The organism is Kribbella pittospori (genome assembly GCF_004331465.1).
Classification (GTDB): Bacteria; Actinomycetota; Actinomycetes; order Propionibacteriales; family Kribbellaceae; genus Kribbella; species Kribbella pittospori.
On the sequence record NZ_SJKB01000023.1, the window covers coordinates 16,778 to 42,324 of the forward strand.

Sequence of the window (25,547 nt, forward strand, 5' to 3'; positions counted from 1 at the left end):
CCCGACATGAGCGTTGTCCTTTCAGGCCGCGATCGACCAGACGGCCGGGTCGACGAAGCTGCGGCCCTTGGTGCCGTCCTCGAGCCACTTCAGGACGTCGGTGATGACGTAGCCGGTGAGGGCGAGGTGGCATTCTGTTGTGTCGGCGGCGATGTGTGGCGTGAGCAGGAGGTTGGGTGCTTCGAGGACGTCGAGACCGAATGCTGGCGGTTCGGGGTCGTAGACGTCGAGAGCGGCGTAGATGCGGCCAGTCAGTGCATGTTCGAGGAGTGCCTTTTGATCGATCGCGGGTCCGCGGGCGGAGTTCACGACGATTGCGCCGTCGGGGATGCGTTCGATCAGATCGCGGGTGACCATGCCTTTGGTTGCTGGGACGTCCGGGACGTGCACCGAGACGAACGGGCAACTCAGGGCCTCGGCCAGAGAAACAGAGCGGACGCCGAGCTCGGCGGCGAGGCCGTTGTCGAGGTAGGGGTCGTAGACGACGATGTCGCAACCGAACGGCTTCAGCAAGGTGATGAGCGCGCGGGCGGTGCTGCTCGCGCCGAGTAGTCCGATCTTGCTGCCGGCCAGATCGTTGCCGCGGAAGCCGGTCTGCTTCCAGCCGCCCATCTTGACCATTGCGTCGAACCGCGGGAGTTTGCGAGACAGGGTCAGCAGCGCCGCGAGGCAGTACTCCCCGACCGACCACGCGATCCGTCCTGCGCCGGAGAACACGGCGACGCCGTGATCGAAGATCACTGGGTCGATGAGTCGCTTGACTGAGCCGGCCGCGTGCGCCACGACCTTGGGCCCGTTGCCGTCGGCCCAGATCTCCTTGCCGAGCTGCGGCGTTCCCCAGCTGGTCAGCAAGACGTCGCTGCCACGGGCGAGTTCGGCGATCGCCGATGAAGTCAGGTCGTCGCCAGCCCAGCACATGTCGAAACTCTGTTCCAGCAATGCCCGCGTCTCGACGCTGATCACGTCGTCGGCGCGGTTGGGCGTCATCGCCACGGCCAACTTGTTCATCGTTCGCTCCTGTGCTCTGCGGTCGTTTGAGGACAACGGAACGTGCGTCATGCGAAGGTGGGTCACGCGATGGTGGACGTGATGGGGTCCCAGTCCTCAGGCAGTAGTTCGCCGATGGCTACTGTGCTGGCGACGTCGACGAATTCGGCCCGTTCGATTGACTCGCTGATCGAGACCATGACGTCGAGCACGTGGTAGGCCAGCGCCCCGCTTGCGCGGTGCGGGCGTCCGGTGCGGATGGCGCGGGCCAGGTCTAGCACGCCGGTGCCCCGTCTGGACTTGGCCTGCGTGGTCGCAACTGTGCTCCACGGTTCGTTCTTGCCCTTCGGTTTGAACCGGATTTCGCCGTCGAACCGGTTCGGATCCGGCAGGGCGAGGGTCGCCTCGGTGCCGTCGATCTCCATCCAGCCGGATCGGCCGAGCGGCGAGTCGAAGCTGAAGATGCTCTGCGAGGACTGTCCGCTCTCGAATTGCGCGATCGCAGAGACGTGGCTTGGGACTGTGACGTCGAACACCTCGCCGGCTCTGGGTCCGGAGCCGACAACCCGCTTGGCGCGGCCGATCGATCCGATGGCCGCGACCTTGGCGACCGGACCGAAGGTCTGGACCAGGGTGGTCAGGTAGTACGGGCCCATGTCGAACAACGGGCCGGCACCGTCTTGGAACAAGAAGTCGGGGTTGGGGTGCCAGGAGTCAGGGCCGGGTGACTGGAACAGTGTCAGCGCGGTCAACGGCGTACCGATGTCGCCGCGCTCGATGATCCGCCGGGCCGTCTGCAGGCCTTCGCCGAGGAAGGTGTCGGGCGCACACCCGACTCGCAGGCCAACCATCTCGGCTTTCGCCAGCAGCTCGGCTGCGCTGTCGCGGTCCAGGGTCAGCGGTTTCTCGTTCCAGACGTGTTTGCCGGCCCGGACGGCGGCGGTGGCGACCGCGGCGTGCGCGGCCGGGGTGGTCAGGTTTACCACGATCTCGACACCGGGATCGCCGAGCACAGCGTCAACGTCACCAAAAACAGCGACGCCGTGCTTGTCGGCGCGAGCCTTCGCCGCGTCGGGGACGATGTCTCCGATCGCCACCACTTCGGTGTCAGCGAACGCGTTCAGGTTTTCCAGGTAGATGTCGCTGATGACACCGGCGCCGATAATGCCGACGCCGACAGCTCCGGTCACCGCCATGTCAGGCATCCTTTCCGGCCAGCAGGTAGCTGAGGCTGTCGCCGACGGCCTCGAACACGTCCCCGGAGGTGTCGTCGAGCTCGACCACGCCGTACTTCATCGACGGCGATGCCTTGATGAAGTCCCAGACCGGGATGACACCTGAACCGACCGCGACCTGGTTGGTGTTGTCGCGCGATCCGTCGCCGTCCTTGATGTGCAGCGCGGCGACCCGGTCGCCGAGACGGCCCAGCAGCGCCGGCACATCCGCGCCGCCAACATGGGCCCAGTACGTGTCCACCTCGAGCACCACCTCGGGCGCGAGATTCTCCACCAGGACCTCAAGACCGTGCTTGCCGCCGAGGCGCTCCTCCAGCTCCCACCAGTGATTGTGGTAGCCGACGGTGAGACCGTAGCCGGCCGCCTTCTCGGCCGCGGCGTTGAGCTCGTCAGCGACGCTCGTGACGTAGGCGGCCGAGCTCCAGCTGCCGCGGTCCGAACTCGGTGCGATCACCGTCTCGATGCCGATCCGGGCGGCGGCCTCGAAGATCGGGCCGAGATCGGCACCGAGCAGGCCCATGTGAGCGGTCGGAGCGGACAGCCCGTGCCTGGTCAAGCTGTCAGCGAGACCGGCGAACGTAACAAACGAATACGGTTCGACGAGCTGGTAGCCGAGCTCGGCGATCCGCTCGAGCGTGCGGTCGAGATCGTCTTTCATCGCCGCCCGAACGGTGTAGAGCTGGAGGGATAAATTGGTTGCGTCGAGCATTCTTCTCCTCAGAAGTGGGAACACAGGCCGGAGATCTGCGCTGAAGATCCAGGGCTATCCGGCGGCCGAGTGGCTGGCTACCGTTCTGTGGATCGGCTGCGCTAGCCCGGTCAGAAGAATCCGGTCTGCCTGCGGGCCTCGGTGACCATGGCGATCTGGCGGCGGACACTGGAAGGGGTAACGAAGGCTTCGGCGCGGTCACGCAAGGTGGCGTGGAGCGTGCGGTAGTAGTTCTGCGTCCGTTCAACCGGCGGTGGGATCTGGATCGTCTCCTCGGCCCAGTCGATCTTCTCGTGGTGGCTGTAAAGCCGACCCGCCGCGGCTTCCGGGCTGGCTTCCAATGCGGGCAGCGAGGTCGGGTCAAACCAGCGCACTTGAAGCTCGGAGGCAGAGGCGACGATGCCGCCGGCGGTGCCGACGACGAACCATTGGGGTTGCGGGAAGGCGACCGTTGCGCTGAACTCGATCTCGGCTAAGGGCCCCTTCTCCGGCCTCAGGGCGAGCTTGACGTGGTCCTCGGCGTCGCCGGCTGACACGGTGCGCCGCAGGTCTGCGAACACCGTCGTTGGGCTGTCACCGATCAGCAGCAGCAGTTGGTCGAGATAGTGCGACACGTTGTTGGAAAGTTCTCCGCCACCGTGTGAGCGCAGCGTCTGCCAGTCGGAGCGCCGGCCGAACCGGTGGATCGCGCGCCGCACCAGCACCACCTCGCCGATCCGGCCGGAGTCGATGATCTGCCTGACCTTCAGGAACGATGGTTCGAACCGGTTGTTCTGGAAGCAGGTGACTACTCGGTCGACCTCGTCGGCGACTGCGGTCAGCAAGTCGATCTCGGCGACGGTCTCGGCCATCGGTTTCTCGAGTACGACGTGTTTGCCTGCATGCAGAGCCACAAGACCGAGTGGGACGTGGGTGTTCGACGGTGTCGCGACCACGACGAGTTCGACCTTGTCGTCGGCGATGAGGTGCTGCGGGTCGACGTACGCTGTCGCGCCGAGCTCGTTGGCCGCCTCCTGACGCCGTTCGGTCAGCGGGTCGGCGACGGCGACGACCCGGAACTGATCTGGCAGGTCGCGGAGTCCGGCGGCGTGGATGTCCCAGCCGCTGCGGCCGAGGCCGATGATGCCGACTCTTACCTGTTCCGATGACACGGTGAACCTTTCTCAGTCGTTCTTGATTGGCCGTTTCCGGGATGCGGCCGTCTCGATCAGCCCTTGACCGCGCCGATGATGACGCCCTTGGCGAAGTGCTTTTGCAGGAACGGGTAGACCAGGCAAATCGGCACCAGGCTGACGACGAGGATCGCCATCTGCAGCGACTGCTGCGGCGGGACGCGGTCGCTGGGCAGGTCGACCCCGACCGAGGTGTTGTCCACGACATAGGTGCGAAGGACGAGCTGCAGGGGCCACTTCTCGGTCGAGTTGATGTAGAGGACGGCGTTGAAGAACGCGTTCCAGTAGGTCACCGCGTTGAACAGTGCGATCACCGCGAGCGCGGCTTTCGACAGCGGCACCATGATGGAGGTGAGGATCCGCAGTTCGCCGGCGCCGTCGATCCGGGCGGCCTCGATCAGCGCCTGCGGTACCTCCAGGAAGAACCCGCGCATCAAGATCACCTGGAACCCCGACACCATCGTCGGCAAGATGAGCGCCCAGTACGAATCGAGCAGACCCAGTTGCTTGACCACGAGATAGTTCGGGATCATGCCGGCTGAGAACAGCATGGTGAACAGCACCATCAACAGGATCGGGCGGTGCGCGAAGCTGCCGGGCCGCGACAGCGCGTAGGCCAGCATCGTCACTACTGTGACCGACAACGCCGTGCCGACGAAGGTGATCAGGATGGACACGATGGTTGCCCGGGTGACCACGCCGCCGCGGAAGATCGCCTCGTAGGCAGCCAGGGTCGGATGCTCGGGGAACAACACGTAGCCGCCCGTCGCGTTGATCTGGCCCTGGTCGGCCAGGCTGGTCGAGATGACCGCGATGAACGGAACGATCACCAGCAGGCAAGCGACCAGCAGCACGATGCCCTTCAGCGCCCGGGTCGGGATGCTTGGCAGGTTCACCCCGTTGATCGCCTGCACCCGCTGGCTGTGGCTCATCCCGGGGATCGTCTTGGCCGGCGAGCCACCCCGTTTCTTGCGCGGCGTCGAGGTTGTTGTGCTCATCGTGATCAGTCCTTGGTCGAGTAGATGCCGCGTTCACCGAAGAGGTGGGCCACCTTGTTGGCGCCGAGCACCAAAGCGGTGCCAACAAGGCCCTTCACCAAGCCGACCGCGGCCGACGCGCCCCAGTCGCCGCCGACGATGCCTCGGTTGTAGACGTAGGTATCGAGTACTTCTGAGGCTTCGAGCCCTACCGGCCCTTGCTGGAGGAAGATTTGCTCGAACCCGACGGTCAGCGCATCGCCGAGCCGCAGGATCAGCAGCAGAATGATCACGCCACGAATCGCCGGCAACGTGATGTGCCAGAGCTGCCGCAAGCGGCCGCCACCGTCGACCGCGACAGCTTCGTAGAGCTCGAGATCGACGCGCGAGATCGCCGCCAAGAAGATGATCGTGCCCCAGCCCGCGTCCTTCCAGATGACCTGTGAAGTGATCAGCGGGATGAACAGGTCGGGGTTCCCGATGATGCTGAGCAGCGGGAGATCGTGCGCGCGGGCCCACGTGTTGTAGAGGCCGGCGTTGCCCAGCATGTGCTGGAAGATCGCGACCACGATGACCCATGACATGAAGTGCGGAAGGTACAAGATCGACTGCACCACGCGCTTGATCCGCTCCCCCAGTAGCGAGTTCAGCAGCAGCGCCAACGCGATCGGCACAGGGAACACGACCAGGATCTGCAACAGGGAGATGACCAGAGTGTTCTTCAACGCGTTCAGGAAGTACGGGTCACCATTGAAGACAACCCTGAAGTTCTCCAACCCCACCCACGGCGCTTCCCAGATCCCCAGATAGGGCTGGTAGTCCTTGAATGCGATCACGTTGCCGAGCAGCGGAACGTAATGGAACAACACGACGAGGAAGACTCCCGGCGCGGCGAACAGCAACAATGCCTTGTCCCGCCGCATCCGGCCGAAGAATGAGACCTTCGGCTTGGCCGGATCAGGCCGAGTTCGCCGTTCCTTGCGGCCTGGATCAGACGACTGGTCGCCTGCCTGCGGCTCGGCATCGGCTGACTGTGTGTTGCTGGCACCGACTACAGCGCCGGCGTTGTGCGAACTCATGCCACCTCCCTGGTGTTTGTGAGCGTCTCCCTCGCAGCGTCCATGCTCCGAGCCGCTGCGGCGCCGCGTCGATAGTGGGGAACGTGGATGATGTCGCATCGAGGCGGGTGTGGCGGTCCCTCGATGGGTCTCATGCTGGTTCTCCAGGATTCCGGTCCGTGCGGCGAGGCTTGTCAACTGTCCTTCCTGGTGCCGGACCCCTTCACCTGTGCGATCCCGTCGTCGCCGGGTGCCGGGCCCCAGACATGTCTCCAGCGCAAACTGGTCGGGTCCGGGTGGCTGAGGTTGGGCCTTAGCCACCCGGAGTTCGACTCTCGGGTCGATCGCTTGCGCATGGCGGGTCAGAGATTTCAGGCTCGGGCCCCCTTGTCAGGTTGGTTGCTGCTCGAGGATGAGGGTGTAGTCGCGATGCGTCGATTCGCGTGGACTCCAGTGGTCGCGAGGGAATCATTGGGGCTCCCGACGATGGCCGGCACCGTGGTACCCGCGACGGCCACCGTCTGCTCAGCGGCCTGAGTTCGAAGCTGCTGAGCCGCGCGCCGTTGATAGCTACTGCCGTCAGCGAGGTGCCTCGACACGCCGGCGACTCTCCGCGGCGCGCTGGCGCAGCATGCGGTTCAGGCGAAGTGCAGGGTGGGGTCTTCGGCGAGCCGGGAGCCGAAGGCGTACCGGCGGTAGTGCTGGTAGTGGGCGGTGTAGAGATCGCCGGCTGCGGCCGGGCCGTAGGTGAGGTACAGCTGCGTGCGGCTGACGTTGGCCGTGTTCGGGCCGCTGCGGTGCGGCACGAGCGATCCGAAAAAGATCATGTCGCCGGGCTGGGTCTCGACCAGCTCACCGCCGCTGGTGTCGACCTTGGCGATCTCATCGGCGTTCATGTTGCGCAGCTCGCCAGGTGTCGTCAGGAGCTGGTGATGCTGGCCCGGGAACACCTCCAGTCCACCGTTCTCGGCCGTCGCGCTGTCGATGGCGACCATGACCGAGATCAGGGACTCGAAGGGGAATCCCTGCCAGAACCCGGCGTCTTGGTGCATTCCGTAGCCACTCTGCCCCGGAAGCTTGAAGATCAGCTTGTCCTTGAACAGCTTCGGCTCGTCGAGGTACATGTCACGGAGCGGACTGAGGATTCGTTCGTCGCGAACCAGCGCGGACAGCGCCGGCGATACGTCGTGCACCGGGTCCAGCTTCTCCAGACGCCGCTCACCGTTCACCTGGCGGTGCGCCGACCGAATGTTGCTCCGGTCAACCAGGTACGGGGTCGCCTGCAGTCTTTCGACCTCGGCTTTGAGTACGGCGATTTCGGCTTCGTCGAGAACGCCGCGCAGGACCATGTAGCCCTTCGAGTGGTAGTCGGCGATCTGCACGTCATCCATGACTGCGATTGTTGACATGGTCTTTTCTCCTTCGCGCCGGCCAGAAACACACGCTCTGCCGGACTTGGTGACACCCACCACGCTAGGTTCGCGGCGGTCGCGCGACCATAGCCGCGACACTCGTTCACCTGCACTTTTCTGCGCTCATTTCGGTCCACATCCGACCGCTAGAATGCCTCACCACTAGCTGTTCTGACGCGAAGCTGTAGTCACTTGGCCGACAGTGCTGCCTCGAGTTCTGTGCGGATACGGTCACCCCTCCGGAGCGCCAGCTATATCGTCAGTCAGACCCGTCGTGATTCGCGATAGCTGGTGGGCGTGTGTCCCGTGACCTGGCGGAAGACTCGGGAGAAGTAGAACGGACTGCTGTATCCGCAGTCGTCGGCGATCGACGCCACGGACCGGTCGGTATCGAGCAGGAGTCGCTGGGCCCGGGCGAGCCGTAGCTCGGTAAGGTAGCGAACCGGGGGCACACCGTAGGCTTTGCGGAATCGTCGTGTGAACTGAGTCGGGCTCATACTGAGGGCGTCCGCGACGGTCTGGATGGAAGCGTTGCGGCGTGGAACGAGCTCTTCGAGGTGGGCGGCACCGCGGACGGCGGCAGAGTCGGCTGGCCGGGCTGACGGTTGGTGCTCCCAACCGATGAGGACCAGGACGTCAACCAAAACATGGGTCTGCACGTGACGCCGCCGGGCGTTGCGTAGTTCCCGGCTGTCGTCGAGGATGCGGAAGTTCGCGCGCAGCCTTCGGCGATCAGAGACCGAGATCTTGCCGGCCGGCCACCACGGCTCGAGTTCTGGATCGACGAGATCGAACTCAGCGAACCAGAACCGCGACGGCTCAAGTAGCTCCCGGTCCATCGTGGTGTTCGGCGGGCACAAAATGAGCTCGCCGCTGATGCACTCCCCGCTGGAGTGCGTACGCTCGCCGTTCGCTGCGCGCCCTGGACCACTCGGTCGGAGGGTGTACGCGAACCGGCCTGTGACCGGGGCGAGCAGGACCCAGCTGCGATAGACATCGGTCGCATACATGAAGTGCTGTCGAAGCCCGGTGACATCGAAACGACGGAGCGCTACGGCTTCCGGTTTAGTTGCTCCGGGCATCGCTTCCTCCGCAGAAAAGTGCAGGTGGACGGCAGTCTTGGATATGGCTGACGCCCACTCTACGGTCTAGTTTCAGCTCGATAGAGACCGTCAAATGCACGGCATGTCGGATCCCAGGACCTCGACGAAGAGGGAACGGGCCGGCCGGTTGACCTGTCCCAGTGTGGCGGCAGATCTTCACAAGCAGGCAGCGTCGCTGTCTCCTCGGAAGGATGGACTGATCCATGTACGACGACATCGTCTCCTCCCATCTCAGCCGCCGGTCCCTGCTCAGGCTCGGTCTGTCCGGTGCGGCGCTGACCGCTGGTGGCGGGCTTCTTGCCGGATGCTCAAGCAGCGGAGATTCCCGCGGCGTGGTGCCGGCTTCTGAGCGTGTTCCACTGCCGGCGTACGTGCCCTTCGAGGGCGCCCGGCCTGACCTCAAGGGCGAGAAGGGGTCGGCGGATGGTTTCCTGCACTACCCGCAGAACCCACCGAAATCTGTCGACGGCCGGCCTGGTGACGGAGCGCCGATCACTGCGATGTTGGCGATCTTCTACCCTGCGTGGCCGGCTGCGTCGGAGAACGCGGCCTGGAGCTACTTGAACGAGCAACTCGGCAGCGAACTCCAGATCCAACAGGTCCCATCGCCGGACTACGTGGCGCGGTTCGCGACCACGATCGCCGGAAACGATCTCCCGGCGGTCATGCAGGTCGGCAAAGTCGCGCGTCTTCCAGAACTGATGAAGGCCAAGTTCGTCGACCTGACCAAGTACCTGTCCGGTGACGCGGTCAAGAAGTACCCGAACCTGGCGAACATCCCGTCGGAGGCGTGGCCGGCTGGGGTGTTCAACAACGCCATCTACGGCATCCCCACCACGCGAGGCATGTGGCAATCCAGCGTGCTGTTCAACCGGAGTGATCTGATCAAGGCCAAGGGCCTGGACGCCGGCCAGATCGCCAGCTTCGACGACCTGTTCTCGCTGTGCAAAGAACTGACCGACTCGAAGAATTCGGTCTGGGCCCTCGCCACCCCTCCGATCGGCTACATCCGTCAGATGCTGAAGATGCCGAACGTGTGGCGACTGGACGGCGGCAAGCTCACCAACGCCTACGAGGTGCCCGAACAAGAAGAAGTCCTCAACGCCTGCATCAAGCTATGGAAGGCCGGCGTCGTTCATCCCGACGCGTTCGCACTGAACAGCGAGCAGACTCGCCAGTTCTTCATCGGTGGGCGGACGCTGATCTGCGGCGGCAACTACCAGGCGTGGTCTCGCTTCCATCGCGAGCACAAGCCTGGCACCAGCTTCGACCTCGACGCCCTGCCACTGCCGGGATACTCGGGCGGGCAGGGCACGTTCCACCTGGCCGAGCCGGCGTACTCGGTCGGAGGGATCTCGAAGGGCAACGAGGACCGCGTCGAAACCATCCTCAAGGTCTGGAACTACCTGGCGGCACCGTTCGGCAGCGCGGAGTACCTCGCTGCGATCTACGGCCAGTCAGGCCCGGACTACACGCTCAACGGCTCAGATCCCGTGCAGACTGCTCGCGGCCTCCGAGAGCAGCTGCTCTTGACTCCCCTGGTCGCTGCTCCGGGCGTTGCCTACTACCCGAACGACTCACAGGTCACGGAGAAGACCCACGCCCACATGAAGAAGATGGCCAACACGAACGCGATCCAGAATCCGGCCCTGTACCAGTACTCGGAGACCGCTTCTGCAAAGGGAGGCGAGCTGAACAAGCGCATGGACAGCGACTTCAACGACATCATTCAGGGCCGCAAGAAGATCAGCGACTGGGCCAAGTCGGTGGCCAGCTGGCGCTCCGGAGGCGGTGACCGGATCCGCACAGAACTCGAGGCAGCAATGTCGGCCAAGTAACTGCGCCTTCGCATCAGAACAAATAGTGGTGAGGCGTTCTGGTCCCTTTCAGCCGACCGGACCGCCGTCAACGACGAGAGGATCCACAATGACTTTGAACCGAAGAAGGTTTCTGGCCGGCGCCGCGGCCGCCGGGGGCGCAGCAATGCTCATCCCCAGTAGACCAGCGTTGGCCGTCCCTAGGAAACCAGTGCTGGCCGCCGATCCTGCGACCTGGATCTCCTTGTCCAACGGTCGACTCAGCTACGGGACGGACTCTGATGGGAACCGGGTGCCCGACTACTCCTGGGTCGGGTACGGATTGTCGACCGCCACCATTCCCACCGCGCCGGTCGTGGTCACCTTGGCGGCCAACAGCTCCGGTGACGATACGGTCCGGATCCAAGCCGCGCTCGATTCGCTGGCCGGAAGGACGACCCCCGGCGCGGTCTTGCTCAGCACCGGCACCTACCGCATCTCCTCGCCCTTGAGGATCGCCAACTCCAACGTGGTGCTCCGCGGCACCGGGGCATCCGACTCGGGGACACGAATCGAGTCCACTGCGAGCCCAGCGATCCAGCTCGGCACCTCCACAGCCGCGGCCACCATGGTCGGCACCCAGACCTCGGTGACCGACGACTATGTTCCGGTCGGCGCGCGAACCTTCAACGTGAGCAGCACGTCGGGTCTGTCGGTCGGCCAGGACATCATCGTCGAGCGGCCGCAGACCGCGGAGTGGGTAAGTGCGATCGATATGGACGAGATTCCGCCGCGGCCCGACGGAACGCCGTCCACTCAATGGCCCGCGTCCACCGATTCTCAGTTCGTCGGACTCCGGTTCAAGCGAAGGATCACCGCCATCTCCGGCTCGGAGGTGACCATCGACGCACCGCTGTGCAATGCACTCGAAGCCGAATACACCAATGCTTCCATTTGGCGCTACACCCAGCCGGAACGGATCACCAACTCCGGGATCGAGAACCTCAAGATCAACGGACCGGTGCCTGGGGGGTCGGTCGTCGCGTTCGGGGTCACCGTCGGAGCATCCTTCGACTGCTGGCTGACCGACGTTCTCACAACCGGCCTGCAGAAGGGCCTGCTCATCGACAAGGAGGCCACTCGGATCACCGTCGACACCTTCAACTGTTACGACGCGATCACCACCGTCTCCGCCGCTCCCTACGCGTTCGGTGTTTCCGGCCAGCTCAGCTTGCTCCGCAACTGCACGGTCCTCGGAAACGGCGTGCACTCGTTCGGCACCCCCAACGGCAGCGTAGCCGGCCCGAACGTTTTCACCGGATGCTCCGCGCAGAGCGAAGGGACGAACGACATGGACGCCTCGACACACCAGCGATGGGCGGTGGGAGTGCTCTTCGATCGCCTGACCACCAACGGAGCGATCTCCATCCAGGACCGTGCCTGGATGGGATCCGGCCAAGGCTGGTCAGGCGCCAACTGCACATATTGGAACACCGAGGCCGGAAGATGGAGGATCGAGAACCCACCCACCGCGCACAACTGGGCCTTCGGCCCGACCGGCACCCAACTAGACCCGACCCCCGACCATCAGAACGGTGTCATCGTATCCCCGGGCACCCACCTGCAACCGTCCAGCCTTTTCACCCAGCAGCTCACGGACCGCAGCTGACCTCAGTCATCGGCCCATCGGCCCATCGGCCCATCGGCACACAACATCGCATCGGTCAGCTCGAACAACGCATCAGCCCGCGAGGCCAGACAGTCATAGGACGCACAGCGAAACCCGGCAAGGTCACCCCGGACTCGCCGAGCACACCCGCTCGCCCAAATCAGCCGAATGCTGCACCCTGACACCCACGGCCACCGCCTTTGTCTTCACGTTCTGCGGAAGGAACCCGAAGATGAACAAGCGGTGGCCGTGCCACATCATGGCGACACGCCGCTACCCGGCGACAACCCTCAGATCAGGGATTAAACGACAAGCTATGGAGCAGATGGCCGAGCGGCCGTGCAGCGGAGTAGTTGCCCAGGTCAAGCGATGACGGCGGCCACCGGCTCGGAGGTGGGCGAGGTGCCAAACCTAGCCGCGAAGGCCGCTGGAGCGGTAGGCAGGCCAGTTCGAGGACTGGCCGTGCGACCTCCCTCGGATCGGCGGAATTCGGACTTCCTGGCGGATGGCGAACACGTACCGTTGTCGCCGATCACCAGCTCGACGAGATGGCCGGTCTTTGGTCTCGTGCGACTGCAGTCAAGCTTTCCGTGCGATGTCATTGCTCTCGGCAACCGCGGTCGACGCCTCATCGAGGGCGGCCGTGCCAAGACGCCGGCCAGGCAGACTTGCCAAGACACGGACCAGGCAGAGCTCGCCGGGTTGGTGGTGTCGAGAATCGATCGATTCTCAACTCCAGGGCACGCACGCGAGCGAACTGCCGCCATGGCGGGTGAAGCCGCGCCGATAGCCGTCGTTATGTCAGCTGCAAAGCACGCCGATGCTAATTACCGCGCTGGCCGATACGCCGGCGTGCTAAGCAAGGCCCACCGCCGCTTGGGGGCAGCCGGTACGACGAGCTGGCGATCCGTAGGGCGGTACTGGGGCACTCAGCCCAACAGCAGGGCAACTGGTGGACACCGCGGCCGCAGTACGGGCTGTCGCGGCCCTCCGGGAAACGAAGACAGTTTCCCGGAGACAGCCGCCCGGCCGCATCCCTCCGCCGGACCCGACTATCCCCGGCGGCAGCGGCCGCCTCAGTCCGGATGAAGGCCCCCAGCGTCGGACGTCAGCGCCAGGGAAGCGCAAGACGCGTACCGGCCCAAGCACCGTTAGGCCGTCCGTCCTCGCGGGCTGTTGCAGCGACTACTCCGCCGGTCAGCCGAGAGCTGACCGCGTCCCGGCGCTCCGCCGCTCGGCTACTGCTGGGTTTCAAGCCCGCCTCTTCGGACCTCCAAGGGGCCAGGCTTTGTTCAGAAGGTTCCTAGTCGATCGCGTCGAGGAGGATCGGCGCCAGCCGGTCGGCGAGGAGGTGGTAGCCGTCGGGTGACGGGTGTACTCCGTCCGGCAGGAGTTGCTCGGCTTCATCCGTGCTGAGCAGCAGCAGCCCGTCCACCAGGTGAAGGTTGTCGTCGCCGACGCAGGCGAGGGCGTGTACCGCCTCCGCCACCTCGCCGCGTATCTCGGCCAGGGTCATCCCGGCTGCGTTGCGGTTGCCGTCGACCTTCGGGCTTCGGATCGCCGTGGTGACCACGATCGGTGTTTCGGGCTGCTGATCGCGGATGGTGTGAATGAAACCAGCTACGTGTGGCCGGAGACTCCGGCGGTTGAAGGTGGCTTTGCCATAGATGTTGATGCCGAGACACAGCGAGATCAGCTCTGCCGGCGTACGCCGGATGGTGCGGGCGATGACGGGGTCGAGGTGGCACTGGGCGCCCAGGCCCAGGCAGGTGAGCTGCCAGCCGTGTTGCCGTGCGACCAGGGCGGGCCAGGTTTCGGAGGGACCGGCGGCTGTCCGGCACTGGGTGATCGAGCTGCCGTAGGCGATCCACCGCAAGCCGTTGTCGTCGGCCGGCACCGCATCTCCTCCGACCAGCAGCGGCTCACGGATCTTGAAGTCGCCGTACTGCGGTAGCCACACCTCGACCTTCGCAGGTCGGCCCGGCAACGGTGCATGAAGAGTGCTCTCGCCCGGCGGTACGGGCAGACGGTGAGCGAGCGCACCGTCGACGATCACGTCGACAGGTGCGCAGTCCGCGCCGGCATACGTGACGAGCGTCAGCTTCGGGGCATCGGTCCGGAACGCCGTACGGATCCCCGCCGGCATCCTGAGCTTGGCCCACAGATCCGGGTCGTCAGCAAACGGTTGGTCCGCAGGATCGATCCGGTAGAAGTTCAGCCATCCACTCTGGTCCGTGACGACCGCTGCCGCGCCAAGCCATCGCACCATCAGCCGGCGGACAAGAGCTCGGAGCCAGGAACGACGCGCTCCTGCTGTCCCGATCTACCGGACAGATAACAGGCGTCGATGATGCTCGACCTGGAGAGAACGTCGTGCAGGTCGAGATCCGCCGGCCGGCCTTGCGTCACATGCGCGACGAAGGTTGACACGATGTCCGCGTGACTTCCGGTCGCTACGGTGGAGGCTGGCGGACGCGGGACGTCTGCCTTCGCAGGGACTCCGGCGACCTCACCGAAGACGCTCAGGGTGTCCGCCGACGGGTCGGCGGTGCCAATCTCAAGTCTGGCTCCGGCCTCCGTGCCGAAGAGCTCGAGGCCGAACGAATCGGCCGAGTCTTGGTATGCGGCCCAGCTGCACTCCAACTGGAGCGCGCCACCGTCGTCGAAGCGCAGCAGGCCGGCGGCGAAATCCTCGACCTCGAAGCCTGTCCCCATCATCTGCTTGCGCGGGAGGTCCAGGGTCACCGGCCTGCGCCCTAGGCCACGCGGCCCGAGCTCGGCGAAGGTCACCGCGGAAACGCTGGAGACGCGCGGCTCTCCCAGGACATGCAGGGCCAGGTCAAGAACATGGACCCCGGTGTCCACCAGCGCACCACCGCCAGCGGCCTCTTGGTTGAGGAACCAGCTGCCGTCCGGTGGTACGACGGCGCGCCGAAGCCAGTGCGCCCGGCCGTAGTAGATGCGTCCGAGGCGCCCTTGCGCGATCAGCCGCTGTAGTGCGATGACGGCGGGCCGGCCGCGCTTGTTGAATGCGACGTCGAGCACCCGGTCGTTCCGCGCCGCCGCTTGAACGACCGATGCCGCCTCCTGCGCCGTCCGGCCAAGCGGCTTCTCGCACAGCACGTGCAGGCCGGCCTGCAGAGCGGCAATGGAGATGGGTGCGTGGAGAAATGTCGGTGTGGCGACGCTGACGGCGTCGAGCTTGGGGTGCTCGAGCAGCGAGTCCGCAGACTCGTAGGCGGCCTCGATGTTGAACCGACCACCCAGTTCTGCCCGGAGATCCGGCTCACGGCCGGCGATCGCCACGAGCTCGATACCCGGATGCGACTCGTACGCTGTCATGTGCGACTGCCCGGCCCAGCCGAGACCCACAACCCCGACGCGGAGAGGCCGATCTCCGACAGCCTGACTCGTCATGCGTGGACTCCTTGCTGGTCGTTGTTTGTGAACCAGTTGATCTCGTCCTTCCGCCGTCGATCCCATCGGACCCGCTCCTGCGTCTCGGCAGGTGCCGCCCACCGCACCGCATTCGCGATCACCTGCTGGATATGGGGGTTGTGATAGACGGGGAAGGCCTGATCACCCGGGCTGAAGTAGAAGATCCGGCCCTTGCCGCGCCGGAACGTGCATCCACTCCGGAACACCTCGCCACCGGCGAAGCTGCTGACGAAGACCAGCTCGTCCGGGACGGGGATGTCGAAGAACTCGCCGTACATCTCCTGGGCGTCCACCACGATCGGATGCGGGACGTTGTGCGCGATCGGGTGGTCGGGTGCGATCGTCCAGACGGTCTCGCGCTCACCGGCCTCCAGGTTCCGGAACATCAGGGAGCAGGTTGTCCCCATGAGCCGTCGGAAGATCTTCGAGTAGTGGCTGGAGTGAAGCGCGACGAGCCCCATCCCACCGAGTACGTGTTCCTGCACGAGGTCAACCACTTCGTCGGCGACGTCGGCATGGCGGATGTGGCCCCACCAGACCAGCACATCGGTGGTGTCGAGCACGTCGGAGGTGAGGCCGTGTTGTGGCTGGTCCAGGGTTGCGGTTCGCACCTCCACGCCGTCACCGAGCAGGCGCGTGACGGCCTGGGCCACGGTGCTGTGTATCCCGTCCGGGTAGTGGCGCTTCACCTGTTCGTCCAGTTGCTCGTGAACGTACTCGTTCCAGACGGTGACGCGGGTCATCAAGGCCTCCAGTCGTTCAATCCCGGCTCCCCGTGGGCAGGCGCGAGAAAGTAGTGGTCATCGGTCGCTTGCATGCGTTGGCGCAGGAGGTTGTGGAGCCTGGCCATGTCCGGAATCCGATCGGCGTCGTTGACAAGGTTCGTCTGCTGGCCCGGATCCTTCTCGAGGTCGTAGAACAACCAGGGGCGGCCGCCGTCCGCGCCGCCGAGAACCGCGTAGATGAAATCGGTCGTGCGGAACGCACGCCACGACTGGTCATGGAAGGGTGCTCGGGGCCGGTACTCGGCGACGTGTTCGAGCATGACGCCTGGCCTGGCCAGGTTCGGAACGTCTCCACGGATCAGGGCGGCCAGATCCTCCCCCGGTCGCGGATCCCTTGGTGACAGCCGCGCGAGGCCGAGGATGGTGGGAAACAGATCCTCGGTGCAGACCGGATCCTCGATGTGACGATTGGCGGGCAAGCCGCCACCGGCAACAATCAGGGGAATGCCGCTGGATTCCTCTCGGGGATCACATTTCGCGGTCAGGCCGTGGCTGCCTAGGAACTCGCCGTGGTCTGAAGTGAACAGGACAACTGTTCGTTGCCAGAGGCCCTCAGCGGACAGCGTGTCGCGCAGCCGGCCGATGTTGTCGTCCAGGTTCTCGATGGCTGCGTAGTAGCCGCGCAGGTCGTCGAGGAGGCCCGTTGAGCCCGGCCGGCGCGGGCGGTAGGACGGAACGTCCGCGAAGTTCGGACGCAGCCGCAGCGGGCGGTCCGACCATCTGGAAAGGTACTTGTCCGGCGCGGTGAGCGGGGGGTGCGGCGGTTCAACGGAGATCACGCAGCAGAAGGGGCGTTCTGTGGTGGCCCGTTGCCCGATGTAGTCGATGGCGAGATCGAAGAGCCCATCGGTCTGGTACCCCTCGATCGCTCGCGGTGTCGGATCGTCGTTGACGAAGTAGGTGGTGTTGAACGGGTCGTTGCAGAGCTCGAATCCGGCGAAGTGCTGCCAGCGCCCTTGGTACGCACGCGGTATATGGGTCCGGCGTGCCCGATCGTTCGGATAGCTCGGCAGCACTCCGCCGTTGCCGCCGTACAGATGCCATTTCCCGAAGAAGGCCGTGTCGTAACCGGCATCGTTGAACTCGTCCGCGAGCGTCCGTTCGGCCGGCGACATCCGCCACTCGATCGCAGGGACGCCGCGCGTGTGCGCGTACTCACCCGTCACGAGGCTGAATCGGAAAGGGACACAGACCGGGTACGTCGAGCACGCATTCGTGAACCGCGCACCCGCGGACGCCAGCGCGTCGAGGTTCGGCGTCGAGACGTTCGGGTCGCCGTAGATCGCCAACGCGTCACGCCGCAGCTGATCTGCGATGACGACCACCACATTGGTCGCGGCGTCCGGACACTCTTCCACGTCGGACCTCTCATCCCTCGATGGCACCGGCAATCCCTTCGATGAAACAGCACTGCAGGAACAGAATCTCTCCGATGATCAGGACGACCGATATGACGGCGCCCGCGGGGTGCTGGTCGGTCGCGGTATCGCCGCGGCGATCCGGCTCCACTCCTCGCGCATGACGGTGTCCATGGCTCCGGTCGGGTTGCGCATCAGGTCGGACGAGATGACGCCTTCGTCCCGTAGCATCATCTTCTGCGTCCTGGCGTACAGGTCGTTGCCCTCAGCAAACGCAATCGCGGGCAGGAGCGTGGTGAAGTGCCTGCGCGCGGACGCCGTGTCACCAGTCGCGAACGCACGCCAGATCGCCGTGAACACGTCGATGTACGCCGGCCCGACCATGGTGCCGTCGGCCCCGGCCAAGAGCTCGGTGAGATGCGCGATGCCTCCCCGGCCGCCGTACAGGATCAGCTCGCGATCCAGCTGCTTGCGCAGGGCAACAACTTTCGGCGGGGTCGGCGGAGCCTCCACCTTGATTCCCGCGATCGCCGGAACCTCGTCGGTGAGCCGGCGGAGAAGATCGACCGGCAGGCGCACGTTACTGGCCGCCGGAGCGTCCTGTACGACGATGGGCGCAGCAGTAGCGGCTTCAAGCGCGCGGAAATGATGAAGGATCGCGTCGGGTGATGGCTCCGGCGAGACCATCGGGGGCATGGCCATGACGGCCGCGCTGCCCAGCGCCATCGCGCGCTCGGCGCGTGCGGCAGCCGCGAGCGAACCGGCGTGGTCCACCGCGGTGATCACGGGCAGCCGGCCGGCGTTGACAGCGACCACCGTCTCCAGTAGCGATTCGCGCTCCGCCTCCGACAGCTTGAAACCCTCGCCTGCAAGCCCGAACAGCGCCAGGCCCGTCGCACCGAGCCGGATGGCGAACTCGGTCTGATCGACAAGCCCTGGAAGGTCCAGGGCCCCGCTGTCCAGGAAAGGCGTCACAAGCATGGCGACAGGACCACGCGGCAGTACTTGATGATCCATTTCATACTCCAAGACTGAATGTGTACCGCACCCCGGCGCGGTGGCTCACCAGAACCCGGCTCCCCCAGCATCGCCCGGCTTCGTGGGCGTCCAGGGCACGAGCGCCGCTTCGGGAATCTCGATACCGAACCCGGGAGCATCGGACGGGACGATGTAGCCGTCACGCGGTACCGCCATGCCCGGAATCGGCACGACCTCCTCGAGCGGGACGCCGACCGGCGAGCTGAGATGGAACTCCCCCAGGTCGCACTCCGGCAGGGCGTACACGAAGTGCTGCCCATAGGGGGTGTTCATGGCACCGTGGGGCATGACTTTGACGGATGCCGTCTCGGCCAGCGCGTAGATCTTCAGTGCCTCGGTCAGGCCGCCGCACCATTGCAGGTCAGGCTGGACGATGTCGACACAGCGATGGTTGATCAGCCGCGCGAACGAATGCCGAGTGTGGTGGTCCTCCCCGGTCGCAAGGGTGAGCCAAGGAACAGCGCGCTTGATCGCGAGCAGACTGTCGATGTCTTCCGGGCCGACCGGCTCTTCGATCCAGCGAAGGTCGTAGGATCGCACCCGCTCGGCAAGGCGGACGGTGAACTCAACGTCGAACGACATGACCGGGTTGTACATGAGGTCATAGTCCGGGCCGATCTCCGCACGTGCCGCGGCGATCTTCTGCTCGATGATGTCCAGGCCCTTGCGTCCCTGCCGGTAGTGGACCGGATTGGTGATCTTGAAGGATGTGAAGCCCAGTTCGAGGGCCCAGTCCAGATCGTCGCCGGTGACATAGCAGGGAATCCGGTCACGCGCGGGACCGCCGAGCAGCCGCCACACCGGTTGCTGCAACAGCTTTCCCTTGAGGTCCCAGAGCGCAAGGTCGACCCCGGTCTGGGCAACCGCCGACAGTCCGGCGGTGCCATGGCGGCGCGACGACTGCCACATCATGTCGTTGAGCTTCTCAGTCGCGAAGCAGTCCTGCCCGAGCATCAGCGGACCAAGGTGGTCGTCGACAAGCGCAGCAACCGGACGGCCGAAACTGCATCGTCCGAGGCCCCAGGTTCCGTTCTCGACCGTCACTTTGACCCAGACCGCGTCACCTACGAATCCCGGCGTAGCCCGAGGTAGTCCGGGCGGAAACTCGTCGTACTTGTTGAGCGGAAGGCCGCGAGGCGCGGTGTGGTTCCAACTGGCCCGGCGGGCCGACGTCGTGGGCCGCCGCTCGGGCAGATCGACACTGACTGCGGCTACATCGGTGATCTTCATGGCTCGTTCCTCCGGTTCCTATACCGCGGGGCGATGAGTACACCTGCGTAGCGCTGAGCCGTGGGTTCGTACATGTTCCCGCCGACTGAGCGGCCCTGAACCGCGACTCGGCAGACTTGATGGTTGGACCTGACACTCCATGAACGTTCCTCTCAATCAAAGGCTCGGGAGGGCCCCTGGGCGTTGAGGATGCCAACAGTTCTGGTATGCATCGGAGAGGTGACGGCACCGTTGAGCAGCGGATCTCGGGTCTCCTGCATCCATGACAGCAGCCTGCGGGCCAGGTCCGCCACGATCGCGGCGTGCTCGGGTTGAGCGGCCACATTCGTCAACTCGTACGGGTCGTCACGAAGGTCATACAACTCGATCGGCGGATGGTACGCAGTTGCCCCTGCGGTCGGCACCTTCGGGATACAGCGCCGGTTCCACGATCCACTAGGGTCCATGAAGCCGTACGCGGAGCTGAAGTTCGCGATCAGCTTGTGAGCGCCGGTGCGGACACACCTCCGCGGATCGTAGTAGTCGTGGTAGGTGATCTCGCCGAAGATCTCCTGCCGGCCGGGATCCGCTGCGCCGTCGAGCAGGCCGAGCAAGCTGCGGCCGTGCAGAGTCGTGTCCCGGGAGTCGAGCAGGTCGAGCAACGTCGGCACGATGTCGACATTGGAAACCAGCGCATCCTGGATCCGACCACCGCTCCATCCCCGCTGCGGATACCGGACGATCAGCGCGACTTCGAGGCCTGGGTCGTAGAGCGAACACTTGGCACGGGGCAGTGCCAGTCCGTGGTCGGTGGTGAACATGACGAGAGTGTTGTCCGCTACGCCGAGGCGCTCCAGATGCTCGAGAACCCGGCCCGCTGCGATGTCCATGTGCCGCACGGCACCCTGGAGTTCAGCGAGCTCGGCGCGCGAGGAAGGCGTATCGCGGAGGTAGGCCGGTATGGTGACGCCGTTCGCGTCGTCGGGCTCGAGGTGGTTGCCGATGAAGCCCATGGTTCCGTCCGGGTCGCGACTTCCCGGGATGCGATGTGGCTCGAGGAAACCGACCTGAAGATAGAAGGGCCGCGCGCCACTGGCGAGCAGGTCGAGCTGACCTACGGCCCGATCGGCCACCGGTGCCGCCAGGACCTCTGAAGTGTCGACATGATCGAACCCCAGGCGGGTGGCCAGCGCGCTGTCAGGCTGCGCTAGGGACTCGTGATGGACCCCCACCATCGCGGTGCTGTAGCCACGCCCCTGCAAGCGGCTGCCCAGGTGCTCTTCGTCAGCCTGCAGGTTCCACGCGAAGCTGCCGTGGGTGAGTCCCAGAACGCCGTTGGCATGTGGCCATCGGCCTGTGAAGAGAGCCGCTCTTGATGGGCTGCACTGCGGGGCAGCAGCGAATGCCTGGCTGAACCGGACACCGTCAGCAGCGAACGCGTCGAGGTGAGGTGTCCGGACTGTCGGGTAGCCGTAGCTGCCCAGGAACCGACCCAGGTCATGGCAGTGCATCACGACGATATTCGGTCTCAGCTCATTCAATCCACTGCTCCACTGTGCCGGGTAGCGATCCATCGACTAGTTCGCAGGTGATGCGGCCTGAACTCGAAGCCAATCGCCGCTCCCAGGGATGGTTCACATTTGAGAAGTGCGGTCTACGTACCAGAATAGGTGCACGATGTCGCATCAAGTGCGATTTGTCAAGTGACGGGATCATGCTCTGCATCGCAGGCACCGTGGGACTCCGCAGTCCTTAGCCTTCTTGCCTGAAGGAAACTTCCTCCATAGAAACCGCGATCGCCTGCGTATCGCCCCGGCGACGCGATCATCGGCACCGACGGTCGATCCACCGTCTGACAGTCCAGCTCGATCACGCCAGTCGCGCCGTCGCAGGGGAAGTCGCAGCAGGTAAGCCAACAGCATCGGCAGATGTTCGCCGGGGCCCTAGCCTGTCGAACGGCCGCCGAATGCCACGACAACCCAAACTCGGTCTCGACATCGCGACTGCATCCTGATCGATCTTGGACAGGAAGCCGACAGGCGAGTGGCGAATGCCCGCACACATTGACCGAAACCCAAGACTGGGGTCTGCACTGTTACCCAGCAACCGCCTGCTTCAACCGCGTCCTCGGCGGCGGGATTCGTCGCTGCGCCTCGACGACGGTCTCAGCTGTCACCCTCGAGGGCACCTGATCTGAAAGGAACCGAGGGCCCCCGTCGGCGATCGCAGGCCAGATCACCCCCATCGCCCGGGTTTCGATCATGCGAACACGATAGAGCTCGAATGAAGAACCTGATTCTTCATGCGAGAACTGACGCCTTGCGCCCGCAGTGCGTCAAGTGGCTGTCATGCCGTCGACGTCGCACATCAGAGTCCAGCCCCTTGACAAAGCTTGGGGATACCATCCAGCGTTGGATGCTCAAGATGAAGACGTCAGTTCTCCATCATGAACTCTGTCCGGCGGCCCAACTCGCCTCGAGCGTTCATGCGTTGCCTATCACCGGCTGTGGGTCCCGCTGGGCCGACCCAACATGTCGCATGTGATGTCCAACGAGGAGAACTCGGGCCACAGTCCTCAACGGAGAGAAGGAAGAAGTTCATGACTGCACATCCACGCAACGATCACACCGCCCGTGCGATGATCGGTCGACGCAGATTCCTCTACTACAGCGGCGTGACGATGGGGCTCGCCGGTGGGGCGCTAGCCGCGCCCGCAGTTCCCGCTGCCGCTGGACAGATGCGAGGGCCGCTACGGGGCCCTGGATCTTCGAGCAAGGGCACGTACCTCATACCCGAGGACTTCGGCGCCGACGTCACCGCAGCCGACAACAGCGACGCCCTTCAAGCCGCCCTGGACGCCTCGGCAGCCACCGGCGAGCAACTGATCATGAACAACGACTACTTCACCACGAAGCCGTTGTACCTCCCTAGCCACGTGCGTTGGTCGGGGACCGGAAGGGTCACCAACACTGCACCCGACCTCGTGTTTGGAATCACGGTACTGCCGGGAAATTACCATCCCGCGTACTGGGACCAACTTACGTACTTCACCGGAGGTGCCGTCGTAGAAGGCGCATACCATATGACGTTGGACGTACCCGCCGAGACCAGCAACTTTGCCGTCGGCGACATCGTCTTCAACCGATCCGATGCGCATACCACGCTTCTCCGCCCCGACAACAATCCCCCCAACGATGTTATAATCTTCCCCCACTATGGCAGCTTCAATCGGATCGTCGCAATCAACACGACCAGCGGGCGCATCGATTTCGAGTTTCCCTGGCTACGGGCGGTGGACGTGTCGATGATCGCCCATGCGGACAACTCGATCATTGACTTCCATGGGCTCCGAACCCTCTACTGCGCCTACGACGCGCAGGTGGACGGGATCCGACTCGAATCCGTGAACGCGTCGGCGATCGCCCGAGGATCGACCCTGGGATCGACGATCCATTGGGGCGAGCTTCGTGGACAGAATGGACTCTTCACAAACAGTGTTTGCTTCAGCGACGTTTCGGTCGATTCTATCATTGTCGATCGCAAGATCATTGACATAGCGGGCAACAGCGTCGGATCACAGTTCCACATCAATCAGGCGACGTACACGAAAACTGCGCGCTCGGTTCGCATCTCTCTAATTGCACTCAACGAGAGCATGCACGATCTGACGATCGACATCGGCACCATTAACGCCGATGGATACGACTTCGACACTTTTGCTGTGCGCATGTCCAGAGTCTCGGGAATCGATGTCACTATAGACGCACTTAACTGCGCCGGGTTGACCGGCTCGGTCGTATCTTTTATTAATGCACTCGATGACGGACCAGGCGATACTCAGTTCGTGACCCGTGACAACACCGTCACCATCACTTCCTTCACCGGAGGGTCCTCGCTACAATCATTCGCCCGCTACGACGATCCAGGCGGACACCTGATCCGATGCAATCTCAACGGAAACTTCGTCGCGACTCCGCTAGCCAACGCCATCGGATGCGATGGAACCGGCCACACCATCCGCGGTACCTACTCTGCCGGCGACCTCGAGCTCGGTGACGCAACAGACCTCGACATCGACGTCGACCTCGGTGGGAACGTGATCGGCTGTCCGGACCCGGACAGCACCGTGATCGTCAACGGCAATCCGGTGACTTGCTGACGATGGCAAGTCGTCGCACAGAGCTTTACGCGACTCAGATAAGTCCGGCAATCGAACAGATCCCGTGCATATTGGGTCCCAAAGCCGTACGAGACCCTGTCTCGACGTTGTAAGCTTGCCAACGGTGGTGGTAGCTGCAGTTGGGTTGCCTGCTCGATACGGCGTTGATCGACATCGTTGCGAGATGAACGATCAAATCGTAATCGTGACGCGATCACGGCTTCGGCAACGTCGCGTTTCATCTGGTCAGCAGCAGGTTGACGGGCCCGTTTGGTCTCTGACGCGATGTCGGAGGGCGGCTATGTTGCCCCAGCCGGTCAGGCGCAGGTGGCTAACCGAACGCCCACAGGCTTGGCGGGACGGGGTCGAGGTCGTCGCGATGGACGGGTTCACCGGGTTCAAGACCGCCACCACCGAGGAACTGCCCGACGCCGTGACGGTGATGGACCCCTTCCACGTCGTGCGCCTGGCCGGCGACGCGCTCGATGAGTGCCGCAGGACACCGGCGGGCAGCAAGGCAGACCTGCTCTACAACGCTCGACGGACCCTGCACACCGGTGCCGGGCCTGCTCACCGGCAACCAGGCCCGGCGACTGGCCGATCTCGCGACCGATGACCACGTCGAGGTCGCGGCCACCTGGGGCATCTACCATCGCATGATCGCCGCCTACCGCGAACCCGACCGGACCAAGGGCCGGGAACTGATGCAGCAACTGATCACCTCGGTCAGCCACGCCGTTCCCGCCGCGCTCACCGAGATCACCACACTCGGACGGCCCCTGACCAAGCGTGCCGCCGACGTACTCGCCTACTTCGACCGCCCCGGCACATCCAACGGACCCACCGAAGCCATCAACGGCCGACTCGAACACCTCCGCGGGTCCGCGCTGGGGTTCCGCAACCTCACCAACTACATCGCCAGATGCCTACTCGAAACCGGCGGCTTCAGACCACAACTACACCCTCGATTGTGAAGAGCCGGTTTCGTTGCTCTTGGAGGCTACGGCGACCTGTCCCAGCCCGGCCCCGACGGTGTGGTCCAGAGCCGCGACTAGGTGCGGCGCGACCGCCGCGTCGTCGTGCCCCGCGAACAGTCTTACCGTCGATCGCGATCACCCGGCCGCCGCCAGTCCACGGCCCCAATCCGGGCCCACATGAACGGCCTCCAGAAGCCCGGCCCAAGGTTGCCGGTATCGCCCGCGTGTGGGCGTACTGGCCGGTGATGAGACTGAAGCGGAACGGAACACACACCGGATAGGTTGAGCTCGCCGCGGCGAACGTCGTACCCTCCGCTGCCAGAGCGTCGATGTGCGGTGTGGACACGTTCGGATCGCCGTAGGCGCCCAGTGCCTGCCGCCGTAACTGGTCGGCGATCACGAGAACGACGTTGACCGGCCCATCGAGCTGAGGTTGATGCTCCACCACTTAAGCCTCCCGGAGAG

Annotated in this window: 19 protein-coding genes and 1 pseudogene; 4 read left to right on the top strand and 16 right to left on the bottom strand. The window is 64.5% G+C overall.

Features of this window, described 5'->3' with window-relative positions; genetic code table 11:
• Window positions 1–21 precede the first annotated feature (21 nt).
• From E0H73_RS40815 to E0H73_RS40850, 8 genes are all read right to left on the bottom strand, one after another.
• Window positions 22–1,008 carry a hydroxyacid dehydrogenase gene (locus E0H73_RS40815; RefSeq protein WP_131365854.1) on the bottom strand — a complete coding sequence of 329 codons (987 nt, stop codon included), beginning with the start codon at window positions 1,006–1,008 and terminating at the stop codon, window positions 22–24.
• A 62-nt stretch (window positions 1,009–1,070) separates the two neighbouring features.
• Window positions 1,071–2,183 (bottom strand): Gfo/Idh/MocA family protein, encoded by a 1,113-nt coding sequence (locus tag E0H73_RS40820; protein ID WP_131365856.1) that lies wholly within the window; start codon window positions 2,181–2,183, stop codon window positions 1,071–1,073.
• Window position 2,184: 1 nt separating this feature from the next.
• Entirely contained in the window at window positions 2,185–2,931 is a 747-nt protein-coding gene (locus tag E0H73_RS40825) for a sugar phosphate isomerase/epimerase family protein (protein ID WP_131365858.1), read from the bottom strand.
• Window positions 2,932–3,041: 110 nt separating this feature from the next.
• Window positions 3,042–4,082 carry a Gfo/Idh/MocA family protein gene (locus E0H73_RS40830; protein WP_131365860.1) on the bottom strand — a complete coding sequence of 347 codons (1,041 nt, stop codon included), beginning with the start codon at window positions 4,080–4,082 and terminating at the stop codon, window positions 3,042–3,044.
• Between the two features lie 56 nt (window positions 4,083–4,138).
• A complete protein-coding gene (locus tag E0H73_RS40835; protein ID WP_165556048.1) occupies window positions 4,139–5,101 on the bottom strand; it encodes a carbohydrate ABC transporter permease in 963 nt (320 codons plus the stop codon).
• Between the two features lie 5 nt (window positions 5,102–5,106).
• Window positions 5,107–6,159 (bottom strand): ABC transporter permease, encoded by a 1,053-nt coding sequence (locus tag E0H73_RS40840; protein WP_131365862.1) that lies wholly within the window; start codon window positions 6,157–6,159, stop codon window positions 5,107–5,109.
• A gap of 617 nt (window positions 6,160–6,776) precedes the next feature.
• Complete coding sequence (locus E0H73_RS40845; RefSeq protein ID WP_238164600.1) at window positions 6,777–7,529, bottom strand: phytanoyl-CoA dioxygenase family protein; 753 nt, start codon at window positions 7,527–7,529, stop codon at window positions 6,777–6,779.
• Window positions 7,530–7,813: 284 nt separating this feature from the next.
• On the bottom strand, window positions 7,814–8,632 hold the full coding sequence (locus E0H73_RS40850) for a helix-turn-helix transcriptional regulator (RefSeq protein WP_131365866.1): 819 nt from the start codon (window positions 8,630–8,632) through the stop codon (window positions 7,814–7,816).
• A 224-nt stretch (window positions 8,633–8,856) separates the two neighbouring features.
• On the opposite strand from E0H73_RS40850, the gene E0H73_RS40855 reads away from it, so the two are divergent.
• Both E0H73_RS40855 and E0H73_RS40860 read left to right on the top strand, forming a co-directional pair.
• A complete protein-coding gene (locus E0H73_RS40855; RefSeq protein ID WP_131365869.1) occupies window positions 8,857–10,491 on the top strand; it encodes an extracellular solute-binding protein in 1,635 nt (544 codons plus the stop codon).
• Between the two features lie 88 nt (window positions 10,492–10,579).
• Window positions 10,580–12,118: a glycosyl hydrolase family 28-related protein gene (locus E0H73_RS40860; protein WP_131365871.1), complete on the top strand. Its 1,539-nt coding sequence runs from the start codon at window positions 10,580–10,582 to the stop codon at window positions 12,116–12,118.
• Between the two features lie 1,303 nt (window positions 12,119–13,421).
• Here the strand turns inward: E0H73_RS40860 and E0H73_RS40870 are convergent.
• The 7 genes from E0H73_RS40870 to E0H73_RS40900 form a co-directional block, all read right to left on the bottom strand.
• Window positions 13,422–14,387 carry an SGNH/GDSL hydrolase family protein gene (locus E0H73_RS40870; RefSeq protein ID WP_131365875.1) on the bottom strand — a complete coding sequence of 322 codons (966 nt, stop codon included), beginning with the start codon at window positions 14,385–14,387 and terminating at the stop codon, window positions 13,422–13,424.
• Window positions 14,387–15,535: a Gfo/Idh/MocA family protein gene (locus E0H73_RS40875; protein WP_131365877.1), complete on the bottom strand. Its 1,149-nt coding sequence runs from the start codon at window positions 15,533–15,535 to the stop codon at window positions 14,387–14,389. The genes E0H73_RS40870 and E0H73_RS40875 overlap by 1 nt, the downstream gene beginning before the upstream one ends.
• Window positions 15,532–16,299: a ThuA domain-containing protein gene (locus tag E0H73_RS40880; RefSeq protein ID WP_131365879.1), complete on the bottom strand. Its 768-nt coding sequence runs from the start codon at window positions 16,297–16,299 to the stop codon at window positions 15,532–15,534. The genes E0H73_RS40875 and E0H73_RS40880 overlap by 4 nt, the downstream gene beginning before the upstream one ends.
• A complete protein-coding gene (locus E0H73_RS40885) occupies window positions 16,299–17,726 on the bottom strand; it encodes a sulfatase-like hydrolase/transferase (protein ID WP_165556050.1) in 1,428 nt (475 codons plus the stop codon). The genes E0H73_RS40880 and E0H73_RS40885 overlap by 1 nt, the downstream gene beginning before the upstream one ends.
• 51 nt (window positions 17,727–17,777) lie before the next feature.
• Complete coding sequence (locus E0H73_RS40890; RefSeq protein WP_165556051.1) at window positions 17,778–18,680, bottom strand: dihydrodipicolinate synthase family protein; 903 nt, start codon at window positions 18,678–18,680, stop codon at window positions 17,778–17,780.
• Window positions 18,681–18,761: 81 nt separating this feature from the next.
• The gene (locus tag E0H73_RS40895) at window positions 18,762–19,967 is read right to left on the bottom strand and encodes an enolase C-terminal domain-like protein (protein WP_131365885.1); all 1,206 of its coding nucleotides are present in this window, start codon (window positions 19,965–19,967) and stop codon (window positions 18,762–18,764) included.
• 152 nt (window positions 19,968–20,119) lie between these two features.
• Window positions 20,120–21,487, bottom strand: a complete 1,368-nt coding sequence (locus tag E0H73_RS40900; protein WP_131365887.1) for a sulfatase family protein — start codon at window positions 21,485–21,487, stop codon at window positions 20,120–20,122.
• A gap of 1,058 nt (window positions 21,488–22,545) precedes the next feature.
• On the opposite strand from E0H73_RS40900, the gene E0H73_RS40905 reads away from it, so the two are divergent.
• A complete protein-coding gene (locus tag E0H73_RS40905; RefSeq protein WP_131365889.1) occupies window positions 22,546–24,105 on the top strand; it encodes a hypothetical protein in 1,560 nt (519 codons plus the stop codon).
• Between the two features lie 322 nt (window positions 24,106–24,427).
• Window positions 24,428–25,079: pseudogene (locus E0H73_RS40910) on the top strand (ISL3 family transposase); the annotation flags it as partial.
• On the opposite strand, the gene E0H73_RS48530 reads toward E0H73_RS40910, so the two are convergent.
• Window positions 25,051–25,530, bottom strand: coding sequence for a sulfatase-like hydrolase/transferase (locus E0H73_RS48530; protein WP_420323454.1), 480 nt, complete (start codon window positions 25,528–25,530; stop codon window positions 25,051–25,053). The pseudogene E0H73_RS40910 and the gene E0H73_RS48530 overlap by 29 nt on opposite strands.
• Window positions 25,531–25,547: the final 17 nt, after the last annotated feature.

What these genes read in the sequence shown, in the direction of transcription:
- E0H73_RS40835 (WP_165556048.1), bottom strand. Translation starts at nt 5,101, where the DNA reads ATGAGCACAACAACCTCGACGCCGCGCAAGAAACGGGGTGGCTCGCCG.
- E0H73_RS40860 (WP_131365871.1), top strand. Translation starts at nt 10,580, where the DNA reads ATGACTTTGAACCGAAGAAGGTTTCTGGCCGGCGCCGCGGCCGCCGGG.
- E0H73_RS40845 (WP_238164600.1), bottom strand. Translation starts at nt 7,529, where the DNA reads ATGGATGACGTGCAGATCGCCGACTACCACTCGAAGGGCTACATGGTC.
- E0H73_RS40870 (WP_131365875.1), bottom strand. Translation starts at nt 14,387, where the DNA reads ATGGTGCGATGGCTTGGCGCGGCAGCGGTCGTCACGGACCAGAGTGGA.
- E0H73_RS40815 (WP_131365854.1), bottom strand. Translation starts at nt 1,008, where the DNA reads ATGAACAAGTTGGCCGTGGCGATGACGCCCAACCGCGCCGACGACGTG.
- E0H73_RS40820 (WP_131365856.1), bottom strand. Translation starts at nt 2,183, where the DNA reads ATGGCGGTGACCGGAGCTGTCGGCGTCGGCATTATCGGCGCCGGTGTC.
- E0H73_RS40840 (WP_131365862.1), bottom strand. Translation starts at nt 6,159, where the DNA reads ATGAGTTCGCACAACGCCGGCGCTGTAGTCGGTGCCAGCAACACACAG.
- E0H73_RS40875 (WP_131365877.1), bottom strand. Translation starts at nt 15,535, where the DNA reads ATGACGAGTCAGGCTGTCGGAGATCGGCCTCTCCGCGTCGGGGTTGTG.
- E0H73_RS40825 (WP_131365858.1), bottom strand. Translation starts at nt 2,931, where the DNA reads ATGCTCGACGCAACCAATTTATCCCTCCAGCTCTACACCGTTCGGGCG.
- E0H73_RS40890 (WP_165556051.1), bottom strand. Translation starts at nt 18,680, where the DNA reads ATGCTTGTGACGCCTTTCCTGGACAGCGGGGCCCTGGACCTTCCAGGG.
- E0H73_RS40895 (WP_131365885.1), bottom strand. Translation starts at nt 19,967, where the DNA reads ATGAAGATCACCGATGTAGCCGCAGTCAGTGTCGATCTGCCCGAGCGG.
- E0H73_RS40880 (WP_131365879.1), bottom strand. Translation starts at nt 16,299, where the DNA reads ATGACCCGCGTCACCGTCTGGAACGAGTACGTTCACGAGCAACTGGAC.
- E0H73_RS40855 (WP_131365869.1), top strand. Translation starts at nt 8,857, where the DNA reads ATGTACGACGACATCGTCTCCTCCCATCTCAGCCGCCGGTCCCTGCTC.
- E0H73_RS40905 (WP_131365889.1), top strand. Translation starts at nt 22,546, where the DNA reads ATGACTGCACATCCACGCAACGATCACACCGCCCGTGCGATGATCGGT.
- E0H73_RS40850 (WP_131365866.1), bottom strand. Translation starts at nt 8,632, where the DNA reads ATGCCCGGAGCAACTAAACCGGAAGCCGTAGCGCTCCGTCGTTTCGAT.